16 protein-coding genes and 1 tRNA gene are annotated in these 20804 nt (G+C 45.4%); 11 read left to right on the plus strand and 6 right to left on the minus strand.

Annotated elements, in window-relative coordinates:
* Positions 1-135: 135 nt before the first annotated feature.
* From QUA57_RS10290 to QUA57_RS10325, 8 genes are all read left to right on the plus strand, one after another.
* Positions 136-681: an NfeD family protein gene (locus tag QUA57_RS10290; protein ID WP_333060676.1), complete on the plus strand. Its 546-nt coding sequence runs from the start codon at positions 136-138 to the stop codon at positions 679-681.
* A 131-nt stretch (positions 682-812) separates the two neighbouring features.
* Complete coding sequence (locus QUA57_RS10295) at positions 813-1373, plus strand: SPFH domain-containing protein (protein ID WP_333060678.1); 561 nt, start codon at positions 813-815, stop codon at positions 1371-1373.
* Between the two features lie 116 nt (positions 1374-1489).
* Positions 1490-2008, plus strand: coding sequence for a type IV pilin-like G/H family protein (locus tag QUA57_RS10300; RefSeq protein ID WP_333060680.1), 519 nt, complete (start codon positions 1490-1492; stop codon positions 2006-2008).
* Positions 2009-2115: 107 nt separating this feature from the next.
* Entirely contained in the window at positions 2116-2643 is a 528-nt protein-coding gene (locus tag QUA57_RS10305; RefSeq protein WP_333060681.1) for a type IV pilin-like G/H family protein, read from the plus strand.
* Between the two features lie 101 nt (positions 2644-2744).
* Positions 2745-3278, plus strand: coding sequence for a type IV pilin-like G/H family protein (locus tag QUA57_RS10310; RefSeq protein ID WP_333060683.1), 534 nt, complete (start codon positions 2745-2747; stop codon positions 3276-3278).
* 107 nt (positions 3279-3385) lie between these two features.
* Complete coding sequence (locus QUA57_RS10315; RefSeq protein ID WP_333060685.1) at positions 3386-3913, plus strand: type IV pilin-like G/H family protein; 528 nt, start codon at positions 3386-3388, stop codon at positions 3911-3913.
* A gap of 10 nt (positions 3914-3923) precedes the next feature.
* Positions 3924-6809 (plus strand): AAA-like domain-containing protein, encoded by a 2886-nt coding sequence (locus QUA57_RS10320; RefSeq protein ID WP_333060687.1) that lies wholly within the window; start codon positions 3924-3926, stop codon positions 6807-6809.
* A gap of 125 nt (positions 6810-6934) precedes the next feature.
* Positions 6935-7993, plus strand: a complete 1059-nt coding sequence (locus tag QUA57_RS10325) for a potassium channel protein (protein WP_333060689.1) — start codon at positions 6935-6937, stop codon at positions 7991-7993.
* A gap of 345 nt (positions 7994-8338) precedes the next feature.
* Here the strand turns inward: QUA57_RS10325 and QUA57_RS10330 are convergent.
* Positions 8339-8410, minus strand: a tRNA-Thr gene (locus QUA57_RS10330).
* 94 nt (positions 8411-8504) lie between these two features.
* A complete protein-coding gene (pyk, locus tag QUA57_RS10335) occupies positions 8505-10292 on the minus strand; it encodes a pyruvate kinase (protein WP_333060690.1) in 1788 nt (595 codons plus the stop codon).
* A 435-nt stretch (positions 10293-10727) separates the two neighbouring features.
* Here pyk and crtR point away from each other — a divergent pair, with 435 nt between their 5' ends.
* Entirely contained in the window at positions 10728-11618 is an 891-nt protein-coding gene (gene crtR / locus QUA57_RS10340) for a beta-carotene hydroxylase (RefSeq protein WP_333060691.1), read from the plus strand.
* Between the two features lie 158 nt (positions 11619-11776).
* On the opposite strand, the gene aroH is transcribed toward crtR, so the two are convergent.
* Complete coding sequence (gene aroH, locus QUA57_RS10345) at positions 11777-12184, minus strand: chorismate mutase (protein WP_333060692.1); 408 nt, start codon at positions 12182-12184, stop codon at positions 11777-11779.
* A 284-nt stretch (positions 12185-12468) separates the two neighbouring features.
* Positions 12469-13287 carry a signal peptide peptidase SppA gene (sppA, locus tag QUA57_RS10350; RefSeq protein ID WP_333060718.1) on the minus strand — a complete coding sequence of 273 codons (819 nt, stop codon included), beginning with the start codon at positions 13285-13287 and terminating at the stop codon, positions 12469-12471.
* Between the two features lie 346 nt (positions 13288-13633).
* Between sppA and QUA57_RS10355 the strand changes: the two genes are divergently transcribed.
* Positions 13634-14710: a DMT family transporter gene (locus QUA57_RS10355; RefSeq protein WP_333060693.1), complete on the plus strand. Its 1077-nt coding sequence runs from the start codon at positions 13634-13636 to the stop codon at positions 14708-14710.
* A 182-nt stretch (positions 14711-14892) separates the two neighbouring features.
* On the opposite strand, the gene QUA57_RS10360 is transcribed toward QUA57_RS10355, so the two are convergent.
* Positions 14893-15327, minus strand: a complete 435-nt coding sequence (locus QUA57_RS10360) for a hypothetical protein (RefSeq protein ID WP_333060694.1) — start codon at positions 15325-15327, stop codon at positions 14893-14895.
* 229 nt (positions 15328-15556) lie between these two features.
* Complete coding sequence (locus QUA57_RS10365; protein ID WP_333060695.1) at positions 15557-19285, minus strand: tetratricopeptide repeat protein; 3729 nt, start codon at positions 19283-19285, stop codon at positions 15557-15559.
* Between the two features lie 484 nt (positions 19286-19769).
* Between QUA57_RS10365 and QUA57_RS10370 the strand changes: the two genes are divergently transcribed.
* On the plus strand, positions 19770-20729 hold the full coding sequence (locus QUA57_RS10370; RefSeq protein ID WP_333060697.1) for a M20/M25/M40 family metallo-hydrolase: 960 nt from the start codon (positions 19770-19772) through the stop codon (positions 20727-20729).
* Positions 20730-20804: the final 75 nt, after the last annotated feature.

Below are 20804 nucleotides of genomic sequence, written 5' to 3' on the forward strand. Positions count from 1 at the left end.
AACCGTCCCTAAAGTCGATGAAAAGTCGATGAAAAGTCGATGATTTTTCCAATAACTCAGTCGCCAACTCAAATAGCCACCTGATTAGATTAGAAATAACAAGGTTGAGCTACATCGCAACGAGGTAAAAGCATTGTGCATTCTATCCTAATTTGGTCGCTGGCCTCAGCCACTAATCAACCAGGTTTCGCCTTCACCCCGCCCCTATTCTGGCTGCTGCTGGGAGTTGTGCTTAGTGCGATCGAGCTATTAATCATCAAAACTCAGCCCCAAAAATACAGATTTTACCTGCTAATGATGGGAGCTTCGGCTTTAATTGAATCCTTTATTTTGTGGAGAGGGTCTGTAGCATTTCAGTTTAGTTGGGCGAACATAATGTATGAAGATTTTGACTGGCAAATCTTCTACTGGATGGGGATAGCCCTCGCGCTGAGCATCTGGATTCGACCAATTTTTATTGTTCGCCAAAAGTTTGTGATTCCCGAAGCCACCGAAGCGACAACTATCTCCGAAATTTTCCCCGGAGAAACCGGAATGGTGATTTATGAAGGGGCTTCGTGGAAAGCTCGCAATGAAGATTCGCAAGGGACGATCGCACCCAGACAAAAAGTTTACGTTTTGCGCCGCGAAGGAAACACGCTGGTTGTTATACCTGACAGATTAATTCACCTCAACAGCTAAATCTGAGTTAGCTCTTTTATGACTCGGCGATTGAAATCGCTTCTTGCCAAACAAAGTCCCTCTTTAAGAGACTAAGAAATCACTATCAACTGTCAACTGTCAAATGTCAACTATTTACCAGGAGATTCATTATGTATCAGTATTTTTTGATGGTGTTGTTTGCAATCACCGGAGTATCCTTAGCCAGCAGCGTCAAAATCGTCCGTCAAGGAGATGAGGCTTTAGTTGAAATTTTCGGAAAGTACGATCGCAAGAAACTCGAACCAGGTTTGACATTTCTGATTCCCTTTGTCGAAACAGTCGCCTATAAACAAACTCTGCGCGAGCAAATTTTAAACTTGCCACCGCAACCATGCATGACGCGCGATCGCCTTGCCATCACCGTTGAGTTTATTGTTTACTGGCGAATTATTGACTTAGAAAAAGCTTCCTACAAGGTGCAGAATCTCAAGGAAGCGATGTTAAATATGCTGATTCTTTCAATTCGGACTCACATGGCGACATTATCTATGGAGGAACTTTACACGGCTCGCCATGAAATCAATAATGCTTTAGTAGAGGAGTTGGATACAGCGACAGATCCTTGGGGTGTGAAGTTTACAAGAGTGGAATTGCGCGATTTTGCGATCGGCAGTAAAGTGATTCAGCCCACATCCATTGACCGGAAAGAAGTACAAAAGCTGCGAGCTTAGAGATTAGTATTTCCTCCTTTTCCTCGTTACCAGGATCTTCCTGGTAACGCAGTTCCAGAGGCTCGGCCTCGCCGAATTTAATTCGCCTTGTATATACCATTTAAGGAGACAACACCATGACTAAAAATCAAGAATCAATAGTTCGCAATGCAGCTTGTCGCGGTTGCGGATGCTTATTACTTATAACCGGTATTGGAGTAATTAATGGGATAGCTCTGCCATTTTATCTAAATAATACCAATAGCAGCAAGCAGTCGGAAGCACAACAGTATGTTAGATCAATGAACAAAGCTCAGCAAGAAGATTTTGCCAAAAAAAGTTTTTTTTCCAGTTCTGTTAATGCTTTAGAACTTGGGATAAAAACGGAGACAACAAATTACAAGTATTCAGTTCGCGCCACAAAGCAAACTGCTTTCAATTATGGAGTCTCTAAGCAACCACAACTTAAGAGTTATGTCGGCGGTGTCTTTCTAGTTCCTGTTAAAGAAGTTGAGCCAAATGCTGCTAAAGATGGAATAACAACAATATCCATATTCTGCCAAGCTGATTCTCCCGGTACAATTAAACCAGCGGAACCTACCTATGAAAATGGTAAAATTGCTTGTGGGAAAGGCACAACAAAAGTGTCCAAATAATCTAACTATACGCAATATAATGACAGTCGATTACCAAGCTCAAATCGGCATTCACTTGAGATTTACCGGAGTAAAGTCTTTACTACAAACAGGGAGGATACAAAACTATGAGTCAACAAGATTCTAAATCAGCTAGCCTTTCACCTAATGGTTGCGGATGCTTATTGCTTTTAATGGGCATTGTAGTAATTGGCGCGATCGCTCTGCCATCATTTCTGGGTGGTTGCAAGGGATGTAAATATAAGAAAATGGAAGGGATACAGTATGTTAGATCAATGAGCCGAGGTCAGCAAGCCTATTTTGCAGAAAAAAATGCTTTTTCCAGTTCTGTTAAGGCTTTGGGAATTGGCATTAAAACAGAGACAAAAGTTTTCAAGTATTCAATTCGCGCCACTAAGAAAGCAGCATTTAATTATGCAGTAGCAAAGGAAAACGAATTAAAAAGTTATGTCAGCGGTGTTTTTATTGTTCCGCCAAAAAACTTTGTTTCCAATGCTACTAAAGAGGAAATAACTACAACGTTCATATTCTGCGAAGCTGATTTTCCCGGTAGCATTCAACCAGCGGAACCCACCTATGAAAATGGTAAAACAGCTTGCGGTAAAGGCACAAGACCAATGGTCTCACCAAACTAACTATACGCAATATAATGACAGTCGATTACAAGATTAAATCGGCTTTCAATTGAGATTTACCGGACTAAAGTCTTTACTACAAACAGGGAGGATACAAAACTATGAGCCAACAAGATTCTAAATCAGCTAGCATTTCACCTAATGGTTGCGGATGCTTATTGCTTTTAATGGGCATTGGAGTCATTGGCGCGATCGCTCTGCCATCATTTCTGGGTGATAGCGCGCATGATAAGTATATGACATCATATATGACATTTCAAGCACAACATTATGTTAGCTCAGCGAACCGAGGTCAGCAAGCCTATTTTGCAGAAAAAAATGCTTTTTCCAGTTCTATTAAGGCTTTGGGAATTGGCATTGAAACAGAGACAACACATTTCAAGTATTCAATTCGATCCACTAAGAAAGCAGCATTTAATTATGCAGTAGCAAAGGGAAACAAGTCAAAAAGTTATGTCGGTGGTGTTTTTCTGGTTCCTGCTAAAAAGTTTGAGCCAAATGCTGCTAAAGAGGAAAGAACTACAACGTCCATATTGTGCGAAGCTGATTCTCCCGGTATAATTAAACCAGCGGAACCCACCTATGAAAATGGGAAAATTGCTTGTGGTAAAGGCACAACACAATGGTCCCAATAATCTAACTATACGCAAGATAATGACAGTAAATTACTAATATTAAATCGGCATTAAATTGAGATTTACAGGACTAAAATTTTTACTACAAACAGAGAGGATACAAAACTATGAGTCAACAAATTTCTAAATCAGCTATCATTGAATCTAATGGTTGTCGATGGTTAGTGAGTTTAATGGTGATGGGAGTATTAGCTTCGCTAGTTGTGCGACCCTTTCAGGTTAAGCTTAGGAACAACAAGCAATGGGAACCCAGAATGTATATTAGCTTAATCAACAAACGTCAGCAAGCCTATTTTGCCGAAAAAAGTGTTTTTAGCACTTCTGTTAAGGCTTTAGGAATTCGCATTATTGAAACCGAGACAAAAAATTACAAATATTCCCACCATACAACAAAAAAAGCAACATTTAATTATGGAGTCTCAAAGCATAAAGATCTTAAAAGCTTTGTCGGTGGAGTTTTTGTAATTCCTGCTACAAAACTTGAGTTAAGTCCTTCTAAAAATAAAATAACGACCACATCTATATTGTGCCGATCTGATGCTCCTGGTACAATTAAACCACCAGAACCCACCAATCAAAATGGTAAGATTGCTTGTGCTACAGGCACCATAGAACTGAGACAAAGTTATCACTAGAGGCAATATAATGACAGTCGATTACCACTATCAAATCGGCGGCAGTCTCCCGCAAAATGCACCTACTTATGTAGTGCGACAAGCTGACTCAGAACTTTATCAAGCCCTCAAAGCCGGAGAGTTTTGTTACGTACTCAATTCCAGACAAATGGGCAAATCCAGTTTGCTAGTGCGAACTGTACAAAAACTCTCGGCTGATGGCATTGCCTGTGCTACGATCGACCTTTCGGACATTGGCAACCAGCAAGTCTCTCTAGATAAGTGGTACGGCGGCGTCGCTTACAAACTCTTGTGCAGCTTCAACCTGTTTAACCCAGTCGAGTTTATGACTTGGTGGCGGGAGAGAGAGTTGATGCCGCCGGTGCAGCGCTTAGGAGAGTTAATTGAAGAGTTGCTGCTGGTAAAAATTTCTCAAAACCTGGTCATTTTTATTGATGAAATTGATAGCGTTCTGAGTTTTCAAGAACCGCTAGACGATTTTTTTGCATTAATTAGATGTTGCTACAATAAACGCGCTCACAATTCAGAATACCAGCGCATTACATTTGCTTTGCTGGGAGTAGCTACGCCGTCTGATTTAATTAGCGATGCAACTCGCACGCCCTTTAATATCGGTTTACCTATTGAATTGCACGGTTTTAACTTACAGGAAGCTCTGCCTTTAGCCAAGGGATTTGAGGGAAAAGTAGACAATCCTCAAGAGGTTTTAAAAGAGATTTTGGACTGGACTGGAGGGCAGCCATTTCTTACTCAAAAGCTTTGCAAGCTGATTCTGCACCATGTAAAAAGCTTAGATTCGGATTCTATTATATCAGACTCAACGGATGAAAGCAAAACTGAAAACTTTACTACAAATCAATTATTAATTAGCGAGATAGTGCAATCACATATTATTGATAATTGGGAATCGTCCGATGAACCAGTACACATCAAAACAATTCGCGATCGCCTTCTCAGAAGTCAGCACCGCGCCAGTAGGTTATTAGGGCTATATCAAAAAATATTGGCACTTTCAGAACCCCCATTGTTAAGGGGGGCAGGGGGGACCTGCGCCGATGATACTCCCGAACAAACTGAATTGCGGCCCAGCGGAAATCAGCAATTTTCAGAACTCCCGTTGTTAAGCGGGGGTGGGGGAATCTGGGCGGATGATACTCCCGAACAAACAGAATTGCGGCTGAGCGGATTAGTAGTAAAACGAGCCGGAAAATTAACCGTATCCAACCGCATTTACGCAGCTATATTCAGCCATGACTGGGTAGAAAAAGCACTCGGCGACTTGCGCCCCTATGCCGAATCCCTAACAGCATGGATAGCTACAAATTGTCAAGACGAATCTCGCTTGTTGCGCGGTCAAGCACTGGAAGATGCCCGACAGTGGGCGGCAAATAAAAGCTTGAGCACCCAAGATTATCAATTTTTAGGTGCGAGTCAAGAAGCGGAATTTTCCAAATTGCGCGATCGCGAAAAACAAACTCAAACTGAAATTGAACAACTGCGCCGCGAAAAAAAGTTACTAGAGGAACTAAGCGAAGCACAAAAGCAGAAAAAAGCGATTGCAGTTAAACTTTGGCGCGAGCAACAACTGAGAGTGCAAACAGTTACAGGAGCCGCAGTCCTATTAATATCCATCCTGATAGTAGCTTTTTGGGTAAAACCGTCAATAGAAGAAAGAAACAACAAAATTCTCACTCTCAGTTTGCTATCAGAAACGCTATTTGCCGCAGATAAAAAAGAAGAAGCTTTGCTAGAAAGCATCAGAGCTGTTACAGAAATGAAACGATCGCTCGGAGTCAGCTCAGATATTCAGATGCGAGTGGCGATCGCCCTCGAACAGGCAGTTTACAACTTTCGGGAACGCCGCCGCTTGCAGAGTCAAGCGAGTACCCTCGCTTTCGTAAGTTTCAGTCCCGACAGTCAAACACTTGTGACTGCTACCGATGATAATTATATCAAGCTTTGGCAAACTAATGGATCTTTGCAAGCAACATTGACCGGACATACTGATAAAATTAGAAGGGCAATTTTTAATTCTAGCGGTCAGATCATTGTCTCGGCCAGCGACGATCAAACTGTCAAAATTTGGCAAAGAAATGGCGAATTGCTTCATGATTTAAAAGGACACAGCGGTCAAATAACAAGCGTCTCTTTGAGTCCAGATGGTAAAATTATTGCTTCAGCAAGTACCAATGGAACAGTTAAACTATGGAAAATAAACGGGGAAGAATTGTCAAGTTTAAAAGTTGAGCGAGGTTGGATAACCAGCGCCAGTTTTAGCCCTGACGGTCAGATAATTGCTGGGGCTTCCACTGATGGCACTGTTAAACTTTGGAGTTTGAGAAAGCTTGCGGAAAAAATGCAAAAACAGCAGTCAATAGAAGCCAGCACCGATATCAAATTGCTCCGAACTTTACAGATGGAAAGTGATAAAATTATGAGTGTAACTTTCAGTCCAGACGGAGCAATGCTGGCCGCTGCAAGTGCTGGAGGAACTGCGAGAATTTGGAGCAAAGACGGCACACCGCTAAGTATTTTCAAGCATACAAGTGGAGTGACAAATATCAGCTTTAGTCCCGACAGTCAAATGTTGCTATCTGCAAGCACAGACAAAATGGTGAGGCTGTGGAACATTGACGGTACGTTGCTCCAAACTTTAAAAGGTAACAAGGATGCTGTTTGGAGTGCGAGTTTTAGTCCAGACGGCAAAGCGATCGCTACTGCTAGTGCTGACGGTACGGTGATGCTGTGGAATTTTAATCTAGACGATTTGTTGCTGCAGGGTTGCGATGGAGCCCGCAATTATTTTCAGACAAATCCGATCGCAAATCCAAACAATCGCCACCTCTGCGATGGGATTGGAACTCAGTCGGAACTCACGCAAAAAAAACCGGGTTAAGAGTCAAAATCTTGAGTTTGGCAGCAAAGTATCTAGGCAGAAACTGGCTTTTTGACCGCCCCTGCGTCTAGGGCTGATATCGTTAAAATTGGTAGCAGGTAATAGGTAATAGGTCAGCCCGATCGGTGTATTCAACTCTAGAACAAAAGTACCAGCGCCTGCAAAAAGACTTAAGAAATGGAGTCATCGCTCTTGGTGGCATTTTCTGCACGGGTACTCTCTGGTATTGCCTGGTGGAAAAATGGTCTTTGCTCGATGCCGCTTACATGACAGTCTTTACCCTAGCCACTGTCGGCTACGGGGAACTTCAGCCCCTCGGGAAACGCGGGCGAATGTTTACCATATGCCTGATTTTGATGGGTGTGATTGTGATTGGTTTCATCGTCAACCGCTTTACAGAAGCGCTGATTGAAGGATATTTTCAAGAAGGAGCAAGAATTAGGCAGCAGCGACGATTGGTAGATTCTTTGATCGGGCATTACATTCTCTGCGGTTTTGGGCGTACTGGCCGCCAAATTGCCTTGGAATTTCAGGCCGAAAACATCTCTTTTGTGGTGATAGATTCGGCAGTACATTCGGTTGAGTCAGCTTTGGCACTGGGGTACACGGCTGTCCAAGGAGACGCGACTTTGGACGAAATTTTGCTGAGTGTGGGGATCGATCGCGCAATTTGCATAGTAGCAGCTTTGCCTTCGGATGCCGAGAATTTATACACTGTCATGTCAGCGAAAACTCTGAATCCGAAGGTACGGGCGATCGCCCGCGCCACCACAGAAGAAGCGGTAAAGAAGTTGCAACGGGGCGGCGCCGATGCAGTCGTATCCCCCTACATTACCGGGGGAAAACGCATGGCGGCGGCGGCTTTGCGGCCTCAAGTTATGGATTTTTTAGACGGTGTTTTGACGGGCACCGATAGTTCTTTTTACATGGAAGAATTTTTGGTCGATCCCAATAGTTGTGTCTACGTTGGGGAAACTTTGAGAAATGCCAAGTTGCGATCGCAATCGGGGGCCTTGGTTTTAGCAGTGCGGCGCGCTGGCGGGACTTTGATTGTCGGGCCTACCGGAGAAACTGTGATCGAAGGAGGAGATATGCTGATTTGTTTGGGTACTGCTGAACAACTGCGAACTCTCAATCAAATCCTCAGTCCCCTGAGTTTTCGCCTCCCCCGGCCCCCGAACTAATACCAGGTCATGTTTCTAGTCAGGAATGCAAGTCCTCTCTCGATCAATGCTTCCCAGAAAAAATATTGACTGTTGACTGTTAACTGTTGACTGTTGACTGTTGACGGGCGGGTCGAAAAACTCAATGGTTGAGTGTTAAATGTTGACTCGATTTTATTATTCCGATGCAACCGGAAACGATATGAATTTAAAAAATTCACAATCTCCACCACACAAGGAATTAGGGCAAATAAAAATGCTCTCGGCAAAGTAGCCGAGAGCATTTTTGAGCAGTTAAACTGCGTTTTGAGCACAGTTTGATCTCACTCATAGACTAAAGCGTAGACAAAAATCGCTGAAACCCAAAGCCGATGGTGGGATTTGAACCCACGACCGTTCGATTACGAATCGAATACTCTACCCCTGAGCTACATCGGCACAGACAATTTTAAATTATAGCACAACCTAAGCGAAAAAAGCAAGGAGTTGTAGAATTTAATTCAAAACTCCACAACTCCTAGCTCACCAACAGTTAAACGGTCACTTCCGCGTCAGTTGAGCCGCCTCTGGCCCCGGAATAAACTAAACCCCGCTGCATATCCAGCGTCAGCATAGTTCCGTCCCGAATTACGCGCGTGGCATTCTTTACGCCCACCATCACCGGCACGCCCAAGCGCAAACCGATAATCGCGGCGTGAGAAGTCAAACTGTCCTCCTCCGTCACCACACCTGCGGCTTTCCGAATCATCTCGACAAAAGCGACGCTTGTGTGTTCGACTACCAAAATTTCTCCAGCGTGGAAATTGCCTACATCCGCAGCAGTGCGAGCAACCCTGGCCATGCCACTCACCGATCCCAAACCGACACCGGTGCCTTTGCCTAAAACTGCTGTCACTACTTCAACTTTGATCAAATCCGTCGATCCGGCAACCCCTTGCAGAGTACCGGCGGTCATCACCACTAAATCTCCGTCGGACACTAACTCTTTTTCCTGGGCGACAGTCATGGCAGAGTGAAATGTCTGGCCGGTGGAGGGCAAATCCAACACCAGTAAGGGTTTTACTCCCCATACCAATTGCAGTTGTCGGGCTACGTCTACGTGAGGAGTAACTGCCAAAATCGGAGTTTTCGGTCGGAACTTCGAGACATTTCGGGCTGTGGCGCCGGTTTTGGTCAGCGTCATGATCGCCGCAGCGTTCAATTGTTCGGAGATTTGGCTGACAGCTTGGCTGATGCCGTTGGGGATCGATCGACCAATATCTTCTACATTCCTAATATTCCGCTTAATTCCTTCCCTCTCCATCCGCACCGCAATTCTCGCCATCGTCGCCACCGCTTCGACGGGGAACTTGCCGACAGCAGTTTCATTGGACAGCATCACTGCATCAGTTCCGTCAAGAATCGCATTTGCCACGTCGGAAATTTCGGCGCGGGTGGGACGGGGATTGTTGACCATGCTGTCGAGCATCTGGGTAGCGGTAATTACCGGAATACCCAGGCGGTTGGAGGTAGCAATCAGGCGCTTTTGCAAAATCGGCACGTCTTCGGCGGGTAGTTCTACTCCCAAATCGCCGCGGGCGACCATCACCCCGTTGCAAAGGGTGAGAATTTCCTCCATTTGTTCGATCGCCTCGTGCTTTTCGATCTTGGCAATCACCGGTACTTGCTTGCCAGCACTGGCAATCAACTCTTTAATTTCGAGCACATCTTGGGGATTCCGCACAAAGCTCAGGGCTACCCAATCGACACCTTGGTCGAGGCCGAACATTAAATCTTTGCGGTCTTTATCAGTCAGCGCTTTAATTGACAGGTAAACTCCCGGAAAATTCACACCTTTGTTGTTGGAAAGCGGCCCGCCGACTACGACGCGGCAGTACAATTCCCGCGCTGCGCGGTCTACTTTTTCCACCAGCATTTCCACTTTGCCGTCGTCAAGCAGAATCACTGAACCCTCTGGAACTTCGTCTGCTAGGGGGTCGTAGGTGACGGAAGAAATGAGTTCGGTACCTGGAACCTGACGGCTGGTGAGAATGAAAGGATCGCCGTTTTTGACAACTATAGAGCCTGTCTCAAACCGCCCTAAACGAATTTTCGGGCCTTGGAGGTCTTGGAGGATGGCAACCGGCTGGTTGAGTTCAAAGGATGTTTGCCGGATTAAGCGAATGCTGCGCTGGTGGTCTTCTTCTGTTCCGTGGGAAAAGTTGAGTCGCAAAGTTGTGGCACCGGCTTCTATGAGCTGGCGCAGCACTTGTGGGTCCGAAGTTGCTGGGCCAATGGTGGCGACGATTTTAGTCCGGCGTAGGGCTTTTGGCAATTGCATCAGCGGTGTTCTGGGGAAGCAGGTGGATTTCTTGTTTAAATTTCGGCTAACGTTTCATCTTTGCACTACAAGCAATGACGTTAGTCTCAAGTCTTAAAAATTTTGATACTCGTCAAAAAAAAAGCAGGTATTGAACAATATATAGAATATCTGACTTTTTACCGATCGGTAATTTTTTCTTCGAGAGCGCTCTTTTTTGCAAATTTTTCCGCTCTCAGGCTTGACATAAATACAGACATACCCATTGATTTTGTTTCTTCTGCTGAGTTCTTGTGGCTACTCTAGCACTGGTATCCTTGTACAACAGCAATACTTTTTTGCTTGTGCAGATGTTGGGGTCTGGCGATCGGACTCTGTTCTTTCATAAAACTTTACTATTGTCCGGCTTGTATCTTATACTACGCAAGTGTGAAATATTAAGGAGTCTTAACAAAGATGTCGGAGGCAGGACGGCCGCTGACAGTGCCGAAAGAGTTTCTGAGTCCTCCCGGTGACTTTAATCCGACACTGCTGCTATTTTTGAGTGCAGTAGCGATTATCGTGATTTCTAACTTGGGTTTCTGGTGTTGGGGATGGCCGCAGTGGTGCTGTTTTACGCTGAACGTGTTGGCTTTGCACATGGCTGGAACTGTGATTCACGATGCGTCTCATAATGCGGCCCATCGCGATCGCACAGTTAATGCTATTTTGGGACACGGTAGCGCGCTGATGTTGGGTTTTGCTTTCCCGGTGTTTACGCGGGTACATATGCAGCATCACGCCCACGTTAATGACCCAGATAACGATCCAGACCATTATGTTTCGACCGGTGGGCCTTTGTGGTTGATTGCTGCGAGGTTTTTTTACCACGAGATTTTCTTTTTTAAGCGCAAGCTGTGGCGGAAATACGAATTATTGGAATGGTTTCTCAGCCGTTTGTTTGTGATCGCGATCGTGTATATCTCGATTCAGTACGACCATTTAGGTTACGTGCTGAATTTCTGGTTTTGTCCTGCTATGGTGGTGGGATTAGCCTTGGGGTTATTTTTTGATTATTTGCCGCACCGTCCGTTTCACGATCGCGATCGTTGGAAAAATGCCAGAGTATATCCTAGTCCTCTTCTAAATATCTTGATTTTGGGGCAGAATTATCATCTGATCCATCACTTGTGGCCTTCGATTCCTTGGTACAATTACAAGCCTGCTTATGAGGCTGTGAAGCCGCTGTTGGATGAGAAAGGTTCCCCTCAAAGTTTGGGAATATTGGAAGGCAAAAAGGACTTTTGGAATTTTATATATGACATCTTTTTAGGGATTAGGCTGCATCACAAGAAAGCGTCTGATTGACAAAAAACCCGGCTTCTCAAAGAAACCGGGTTTTTTTTATAATAAAAGCTTTTAACCATATATTCCCAGGGCAGGTTTTGAACTGTATCAAGTCCCGTAAAAAATAAACCCACCTGTAATGGTGAGTTAACTTTTAAATCAAGCCCAAAGTGAATCTATTATTTTTCTCCAACCACCGCCACTGCTAAATTCCTATCGGGGCGCAAATTTTGAGCTCCCCGCAAATAAGGATGATAAATTTCAGTATGTGCCGGCCAATTGACGTGAATTAAAAACCGGATGCAGCGTTCCAAAGCACCCTCAACGTGCATTTGCTGTACGTCCAACAAAGGAACATTACACCAGTGAGGACGTTCGCGGGCGATCGCGGCCGGAAACACAGCATCTAAATCGCGAGTAGCAGAAAACGTAGCACTAATAATTAATTCTGGATTTATATCATTTTTTGCTTCTAATTCATCTAACAATTCTCTTACGGCTTCTCGAATTGCTTCCACCGAATTCTCGCTGGCAGTTGTTGCCCCGCGAATCGCCCGCACTTGCCACTCCACGCAAATTTCCTCCATTTTTTGTCAGTTGTTATCGCTCATTAGTCATTAGTCGTTAGTGATTAGTCACTAATAAGTAGTTATACTAAATTAGGCTTAAATACCCACTTTATTTCTTAGTCCGCCCTTGAGTGGAGTTCGTTTGTGTAGTTTGACCTCAAACTCGTAGGCGAAGCCAGCGCGAAGCGCTTATGACGGGCGAAGCACCACATTTGAGTTTGAGGTCAACAGATTTCAATCGCCCAATCATCCAGGGAGTAACTAATGACTACTGACTCCTGACCAATGACTAATTTATTTAATCACGGGCGATACATCCACAGCGGCAAACCGCTAGTAGAAAGCTCGAATTCCAGCACATTATTGTAAGCTGAAAGCCCGGATATATCCAGACTACTCCCCAAGACGCGATTTAGGAAAGGTTTTTGTTTTTCTAGGGTGCAAGACTCGGTTTTTTCCGGGTCGAGGCCTGCGAGTTCGGCTGCAAGGCGACGAGCGTCCTCTTCTGTTCCCAGTCGATCGACCAAACCCAATTCTAAGGCTTGCTGGCCGGTAAAAACCCGACCGTCGGCAAAACTTTTTACTTTATCAACAGCCAAGTTCCGGGCTTCAGCAACGGTTTCCACGAATTGCTGGTAGCTGGTGTCGATCAAGTCTTGCAGAATTTGCTGTTCCGGATCGGTCAATCCTCGATCGAATGCCAAGATATCTTTATACGGGCCAGATTTAATCACCTCAAAAGAAACGCCTACTTTTTCTAACAGGCGTTCTATATTGTTGCCCCGGATAATCACGCCAATGCTGCCAGTAATTGTACCGGGATTAGCAACGATATGCTCGGCTCCCATGCCGATGTAAACTCCGCCAGAAGCTGAAATATTGCCGAAACTGGCGACAATTTTGACTTTTTCGCGCAAACGCTTGAGCGCGCTGTAAATTTCCTGGGAATCGCCCACAGTGCCGCCGGGGCTGTCTATCCGCAGCAGCAAGGCGGGAAATTTACGTTCTTCTACGGTTTTGAGAGCTTCTAGCACTCGTTTACGGGTTTCTCCGGCAATGGCTCCGGTGATTTCGATACGGGCGATTTGTTTGCGGTAGCGGGGCTTGAATGGCCAAATCATGGGCAGTGTACAGGCAATGTTACGGATTTTTGTAGCTAACTTCTTATAGTGTGCCTTATTCATCGGGGTAGATGTTGTGCTTGTGTTCGCAACAGGCAAGGTGCCTGTTGCACAAGAAAATTCTCGATTGTGGAACAGGCATCTTGCCTGTTCATAATTGCCGCAACAGGCAAGATGCCTGTTCCACAACAAAATCAAGGTGGAACAGGCATCTTGCCTGTTCATAATGGCCGAGGTTGGTGCGATCGCATTTAACTCAACACCAATATATAATTGTAAAAATTGCTTAACAAATCTACATCATTCTCGTGAGAGCCACTCTCATCAATTATTTGGAGTCTCCGCCATGCAGTTAAAACTTACCGATTCAAAATTGCCTTTTGCCCCGCTGTTGCTAATTGCGCCGTTTTTCCTGTGGGGAACCGCTATGGTAGCGATGAAGGGGGTGATGCCCCACACAACGCCGCTGTTTGTGGCATTCGTGCGTTTAGTACCTGCGGGCGTGTTGGTGCTGCTGGCGGCGGCATTCATGGGAAAACCGCAGCCGCAGGGTTGGAAAGCTTGGCTGTGGATTTCGCTGTTTGCTTTGGTTGACGCTACTTTGTTTCAAGGCTTTTTAGCCGAAGGTTTGGCGAGAACCGGTGCGGGTTTGGGTTCGGTGATGATTGATTCTCAACCGCTAGCAGTGGCGATTTTGTGTTTGTGGCTGTTTCAAGAAAAAATAGGTTTTTGGGGCTGGTTGGGATTAGTTATTGGCGTTGCGGGCATCAGTTTGATCGGGTTGCCGGATGGCTGGATTTTGGGGCTTTTTCATCCTGAAAACGCGCAGGTCTCTGGGGGTATCGAACAGTTGTTTCAGGGTGGAGAATGGTTGATGCTGTTGGCTGCTTTGTTGATGGCTGTGGGTACGGTTTTGGTGCGCTGGGTTTGCCGTTATGTTGACCCGGTGGTGGCGACTGGTTGGCACATGATTTTGGGCGGTTTGCCGCTGTTGGCAATTTCGGCGGCCACTGAGTCTGAGCAGTTTGTGAATATCGATTTTTCCGGGTGGATGGCGTTAGGTTATTCTACTGTGTTCGGAAGTGCGATCGCCTACGGTTTATTCTTTTATTTTGCTTCGAGTGGCAGTCTAACAAGTTTAAGTTCTCTTACCTTTCTTACGCCTGTTTTTGCTTTGCTGTTCGGCAATTTGTTCTTGGGCGAAGTGCTCAATCCGCTGCAATCGATGGGAGTTGGGCTGACTTTGGTTAGTATTTATTTGATTAATCAGCGGGATACTTTGGGTGAGAAATTGCGAAAAGTGCGATCGGGCGACAAGGTTAATGCTCAAGGTGAAGCGGCGGCTTTATTAGAGCCGTCAGAGTTGGATTCTGTAGAGTTGCCGGTGCAGGTGCGGGTAAGCGAATTGGAATCGGAAGTTTAGATTTTTGGCTAATATTATTCTCTTAGGGGCGGGTTTTACGAACAATCTTGACAACAATTAAAAGGATAAATAAACCCGCCCCGGCCGCACGGTAAATTCAAATGTACCTCTTTTTCTTGTTTTTTAAAAGAGGTAAATGCCGCTTTCCCGTTTGGTACGCCAATAGTAATTCAACCTAAATTCTAACTTACTGGCTCGGTATACTCACAAAAAATATTGAGACTAATTTTGAGCAAATAGAGAACAATAATAGTAGCTATACTAGGATCGATCGGTATTCCAGACGAAGCACCTAAACCGACCACAGCAACAATTAATCCCGTAAGCAAAGGCGTACTCCCAGGATTTTTGGTATAGTCTTTGAATTGGGCACGCAAGCCATCATTGCCGCAGAGTTCGGCGCGGAGAGTTTTCAGCGTGACTTGCCATAGGGATTTGCCGTTTTTTGGTTGTGCAAAGGATTCAAGATTGTGGTTTTCAACCCACAATTCATCAAAACTGGTGTCAAGTCTGCCGTTGTGTTTTTCCAGCATGGCAAAGGCTTCTTGGGCGGGAGCGTAATCTTGCAACATTAGCCGCTTTTCATTCATTTCGGCGGCAGTTAGTATCGGTTCCATATTTTTAATTGCGGGTAAGTTAGTTAAACAATTTTGATTGTAATGATTATAAAAGAAACTGGGTTTTTTGGCGAATCTGCGCGTCGCAACGCTTCTTTTGGTAAAAACCCGGTTTCTGAGCCCCATGCGTAAAACCAAGAAACCGGGTTTTTGCGGGAATCTGCGTGTCGCAATGCGTCTTTTGGTAAAAACCCGGTTTATGGGACCCCATGCGTAACTCCTGTGACAATTAATCTGCTCCCTCCTCCTCTGTTTCACTGGCTTTCTGAATAACTGAAAACCAGTCTCGCGGACACTCATCACCCGTAAACTCTCGCCAAATTACCTGAAACTGACTGTCTCCCAACTGCTTGAGTATGCGCCCTAAATTATGGATATCCGAGCCAACCCATTCTGGATTATGCTCACTGTCAATTTCTAACGCTTGAATGTAAATTTTAACCGCCTCCGTCCAATTCGATCGGGTTTCTAAAGTTCCGCCCCATGCAGTTATAATTTCGGAAGCTTTACGCCAATCATTGGCTGCACTTAAGGCTGTAAATGCTTTTTGGAAATAGGCAACAGCAGTGTCAAAATCTCCTTGCTCTTTAGCAGTGTTTCCCAATCCTTGATACTGGTTAGCAGCCTTGTGAGAATCCCCCGCATCTTCATAAATTTCGAGAGCTTTGTTGTAAAAAGCGATCGCATCATCAAAGCGCCGTTGCTTTTCGGCTACTATTCCCAGTTGGTGATAGTCCTTAGCAGCGTTGTGAGAATCCCGCGCATCTTCATAAATTTTGAGAGCTTTCTTGGAAAAATCGATCGCATCATCAAAGCGCCGTTGCAAAGTTGCTACTATTCCCAGTTGGTGATACTCCCTAGCAGCCTGGTGAAAATCCTCCGCATCTTCATAAATTTTGAGAGCTTCCTTGTAAAAAGCGATCGCCTCGTCAAACTGCTGTTGCTTTTCGGCTACTATTCCCAGTTGGTGATAGTCGCTAGCAGCGTTGTAAGAATCCCGTGCATCTTCTCTAATTTTAAGAGCTCTATGGTAAAAATCGCTCGCATCATCAAAGCGCCGTTGCAAAGTTGCTACTATTCCCAGTTGGTGATAAACAGTAGCAACTTGGTAAAAATCCTCCGCGTCTTTTAAAATTTTGAGAGCTTTATTGTAAAAATCGATCGCCTCATCAAAGCGCCGTTGCTCTTGGGCTATTACTCCCAAATTGTGATAAATCTTAGCAATCTTGTTATTGACTGAGGGGTCATTTAAAGCTACGAGTTCATCGATAATTTCTTGATAAACTGCTCTTCCTGTTTCCAAATCAGCACTTTGAACAGCTTCCTTCGCATCCACTCCCCGCAGATACATCCAGAAATCAAAAGCATCTTTACCCTTTGCCTTTGCCTCTGCCAAATGGAAGCCAATTTGGTTGAGGGCCCGTCCTCGCAGGGACTTAAATTCCGGTTTGCGTCCCCACCTTTCATACACCTCCCCCAAGGCTTGCAGAATTACTTGAGCATAAGCCCAATCCTGCTGCTGTTCTGCCAGCCGCAACTGTTGCAATAAATTCGGTTCTTCCACTCGCAGCACAAAGCTTGCCAGTTCCGCATTGTCAATAAGTTTCTCACGATATTTATCCGCCAAGATTGCGTAGAAATCCAGCAACTTTTTTTCCAGGTTACTAATTACCTCCTGGGAACCCATTTTGTCCAACTGTTGTCGTAAATACCAAGGCAGTGCCGGGTGAACTTTATAAATACTTTCTCCCAAATCTTCCAGAATTCCTGCCGCAGTCGCTTCATTCAAAAGTCCAATCCAATCCGATTCCTGCAAATTTTCCCCAAACACCACCCGATATGCTTGTCCCCAATCCATATCAGGAGTTGCTGAAAAATTATCCAGCCAATGTGCATCGACTCGCTCAGAAAATAGCCCTAAAAACGGCAAATGCAGCCGTGCCCGTGCCGACAAATTGGCAAAGGAATAATCCAGCGACACCACCAGAGATTTCTCTCTCCCTTCCTCCTCTGCACCCTGGAAAGTATCCAATCCCCGCCGCAGCGCCTCAATTAACTGCACCGGAGTCTGCGTCTTCAAATGCCGCAATACCACCCTCAGCGACAGCGGATGTCCGCCCAACAGTTTCAGCAACTCCAGATATTCTCCAGGCAATTTCGCCCTGTCAACCCCCGCTTCCAGCAGAATCCGCGCCGCCAACTCTTCCGCATCCGGCTGCACCAATCCCTTTAACCCCCGCAGCGCGTAACCGCAATCCAACCAATTTTCCTCGCGCCGACTGGTAATCAGCACCCAAGATTGTCCCCCGCGCAACTGTTTGAGAAACTGCTTCAAGCTTTCTCTTTCCGCAGCCGGTACAAGCGGCTGATTCCCCTGCGGAAACCCATTCAACGGTTCAAAATTATCCCAAATCAGCAAACAAGGATTAGTTTGCAAATATTGTTGCACCACCGCCTGCTGTCTTTCCGGCGACAATGACGAGAATTTTTCCCCGCCCAGCGCCCAGCCAATTTGATTGACTACCTGACTCAACCCCACACCGCGTTCAAAAGAAGTGAAGAAAACGCCTCCCGTGCGCCCCTGAGTATCACCCAACCACCGCGCAAACCCTCCGGCCAACTCAGTTTTCCCAACGCCGCCCATCCCCTGCAACAGCACGACATGATTTTGGCGAAAAGCTCTTTCCAGAGACAAAATATCGTAATCTCGCCCAATAAACCCATAGGCGCTAACATCTGGCAAATCTACCGCCAGCGTAGCCTCTGTGTCAGATTCCGCCATCAAATCTGCAAAACTGGGAGTCGCAGCTTTTGGCCGAAAAGGCCTGCAAGGTTCCTGCTGATACAGCACGGGCACCAGCCAATCTTGCAGCGGTAAAAGCCCTTTGGGGCTGGGGCGCTGTTTGTCTATGGACATAGATTTGCGCCCCGCAGCCACCGCAGAGGCGATGTCTTGTCCCCGCACCAATTCCCCGTACAGCCGTGCCATGAAGTGTTTGGCGCCTGCCGCATAGACGGAATAAGCCATTGCGACAACGCCTTTCGCGCCCAACTTCACCAACTGTCCCGCCACGGAAGAAAAGGCTTCTTCCCCAGCTTGTCCCGACTTGCAAGCATTGAGAATAAAAATCGGCACGCGGCAATCAGTCAAATATTGGGCAATTTCCCTAGCAGTAACTATTTCCGGTTCGCCGTCTGCATCTTCAAAGACTAAAACGCCTTCTCCCGATTTGCCGTACTGAGTTTGAACAGTTTTGCTATCAGCTTCAAATTCTCCATGTCCGTCAAAATGAACGATATGATAAAAGCCTTTGCGGGCGTTAAGTTCTGCTTCAAACTGCTTTAAACTAGGGGGACGCAATACGGTGAGATTCACCTGTTTTTGAATAGGTTTGAGTGCCTCTAGCATGGGGCGGGCGATCGTTTGAAAATTAATATCCTTCGCTCCATAGGGTCGAGCAATAACTAATAAAATATTTAATTGTTCGTCAGACATTTCTCCCATGTCTGCCCGAACTGCATACTCGCTAAGACTGCGATACATCCCCGCCAGCAAAGGTGCAAGAAATTGATAATCTGGGGTAAAGAGCAATTCCCAGGGCAAATTGAGTACGGCTGGATTGTCGGAAACAATACTAATTTCGCATTTATCTAATCCGGCTCGTGTCGCTTCCTGAAAAAACTCCCGCGCTTTGTCGCTGCTGCGAAATACTAAGTCAAATAGCTGCTGTCCCCAAGCTTGCAACTGCTGTTCAATTTTTTTAGCCTTTTCCGGTTCAAGTCCGTAGGGAAAGCGCAGATACTCTTCGAGATACCAGCGCAAATCGGCTAATACTTTGCTGTCAAAGGGATGTTCAAAGGTTACGAAAGGGGCGGAACGAGGCATTGAGTTGCCCCGCTGCCAAGATAGTTGGATTGAATCGTCAACATGATTAATGCGTAGGGAGTTGTCTGCCATTTTTTGGCGGCTTTATTAACTTATAATTATATGAGGACTTACGCAGGGGTGGTCAAAAACCGGGTTTTTTATAGAATACTTCGTTACAGTTGCAGAAACGGCCAAAAACCCGGTTTCTTTGGTTTTGATGCGTAACTATCGTATATATTTCCAAGGTGTTGCTATTGATTCCGGCTCTTCTGTAACTGTATCCCGATCGCACTCAAACGTCAATTGGTTGCGAGACAGCCCCCATTGCTAAAATCCCCAAAATTTTATTTACATCTTTGAGGTAATATTCAGTCAGATCGATACTAATTACACTTCCTTCTAATTTCATAAATTTCTAAATACTCCCAGTTGTCACCGCCCCGTAAATTGTTGAAACTTCATTGCCTGCACGTTCGTCAAATATCCTTGCTGCTAACATTTCCGCTACGCATTGTCCCAAGCCATAAGATTAAACAGAATATAATTTGATTGTAATCATTGTGTAGCAGACTGCATGAATCTCAAAGAACGCTTGCACAGCCATCTGATTCAAATTGTACGCGATCGCAACCCATACCTCGCATCCGAAGGGCATTTTTATGCTCAGCAATACATCCGCGAACAGTTGGCACAGTGGGGAACTGTAGAAATTGACGATTTTTCAGTGCGCGGCCAAATTCATCACAATTTGATTTTGGATTTACCCCCCCTCAGTCCCCCCCTTGCTAAGGGGGGGAAGCAAGGAGAATCACCCCTTGCTAAGGGGGAAAAGCAAGAAGAATCACCCCTTGCTAAGGGGGGGAAGCAAGACAATCTGGGTATTGAAAAGCAGATTAAGAAGCGGTTGCCGCCGATCGTAATTGGTGCTCATTACGATACTGTACCCGGAGCGCCTGGGGCCGATGATAATGCTACTGGTGTTGCTGTTTTGCTGGAACTCGCAAGGGATATCGCATCTGCGCCGCTCAAATATCCAGTGCAATTAGTTGCCTTCGATATGGAAGAATACGGTTATTTGGGAAGCAGTCATCATGCAGCTAAATACAAGCAACAGCAAAAGTCAATCCGGTTAATGATTTCTTTGGAAATGTTGGGTTATTGCAACCACAATCCTAATTCTCAAAGCTATCCCGCTGGCTTGAAATATTTTTATCCAAATAGTGGCAATTTTATTGCTTTAATTGGCACTTTGCGGACGGTTCCCGATTTGATTAATTTGAGCGGCAAAATTCGCAAATCTGGTCAGCCCTGCGAGTGGCTGCCGGTGCCGAATCGAGGTTTAATTGTGCCGGATACTCGCCGCAGCGATCATGTTCCTTTTTGGGATAACGGTTATCCGGCTATTATGGTGACGGATACGGCTAATATGCGAAATCCGCATTATCATCGAGAAAGTGATAGGATTGAGACTTTGGATTTGGATTTTCTGGCTGGTGTTTGTCAGGGGTTAGTCAAGGGCATTCGACATCTATAATTAACGCGAGCGAGTCCCTGCTAGTTTTAGCGACCAGAAATTATGACTTTTATGACCAGAAGTTATGAGTTTTAT

This window comes from Microcoleus sp. Pol7_B2 (assembly GCF_036701035.1).
Taxonomy (GTDB): Bacteria; Cyanobacteriota; Cyanobacteriia; order Cyanobacteriales; family Microcoleaceae; genus Microcoleus.

Coding starts and splice junctions, on each gene's coding strand:
- QUA57_RS10315 (WP_333060685.1), top strand. CDS start 3,386: ATGAGTCAACAAATTTCTAAATCAGCTATCATTGAATCTAATGGTTGT.
- sppA (WP_333060718.1), bottom strand. CDS start 13,287: ATGATTTGGCCATTCAAGCCCCGCTACCGCAAACAAATCGCCCGTATC.
- QUA57_RS10300 (WP_333060680.1), top strand. CDS start 1,490: ATGACTAAAAATCAAGAATCAATAGTTCGCAATGCAGCTTGTCGCGGT.
- QUA57_RS10355 (WP_333060693.1), top strand. CDS start 13,634: ATGCAGTTAAAACTTACCGATTCAAAATTGCCTTTTGCCCCGCTGTTG.
- QUA57_RS10365 (WP_333060695.1), bottom strand. CDS start 19,285: ATGGCAGACAACTCCCTACGCATTAATCATGTTGACGATTCAATCCAA.
- QUA57_RS10310 (WP_333060683.1), top strand. CDS start 2,745: ATGAGCCAACAAGATTCTAAATCAGCTAGCATTTCACCTAATGGTTGC.
- QUA57_RS10320 (WP_333060687.1), top strand. CDS start 3,924: ATGACAGTCGATTACCACTATCAAATCGGCGGCAGTCTCCCGCAAAAT.
- aroH (WP_333060692.1), bottom strand. CDS start 12,184: ATGGAGGAAATTTGCGTGGAGTGGCAAGTGCGGGCGATTCGCGGGGCA.
- QUA57_RS10370 (WP_333060697.1), top strand. CDS start 19,770: ATGAATCTCAAAGAACGCTTGCACAGCCATCTGATTCAAATTGTACGC.
- QUA57_RS10305 (WP_333060681.1), top strand. CDS start 2,116: ATGAGTCAACAAGATTCTAAATCAGCTAGCCTTTCACCTAATGGTTGC.
- pyk (WP_333060690.1), bottom strand. CDS start 10,292: ATGCAATTGCCAAAAGCCCTACGCCGGACTAAAATCGTCGCCACCATT.
- crtR (WP_333060691.1), top strand. CDS start 10,728: ATGTCGGAGGCAGGACGGCCGCTGACAGTGCCGAAAGAGTTTCTGAGT.
- QUA57_RS10360 (WP_333060694.1), bottom strand. CDS start 15,327: ATGGAACCGATACTAACTGCCGCCGAAATGAATGAAAAGCGGCTAATG.
- QUA57_RS10295 (WP_333060678.1), top strand. CDS start 813: ATGTATCAGTATTTTTTGATGGTGTTGTTTGCAATCACCGGAGTATCC.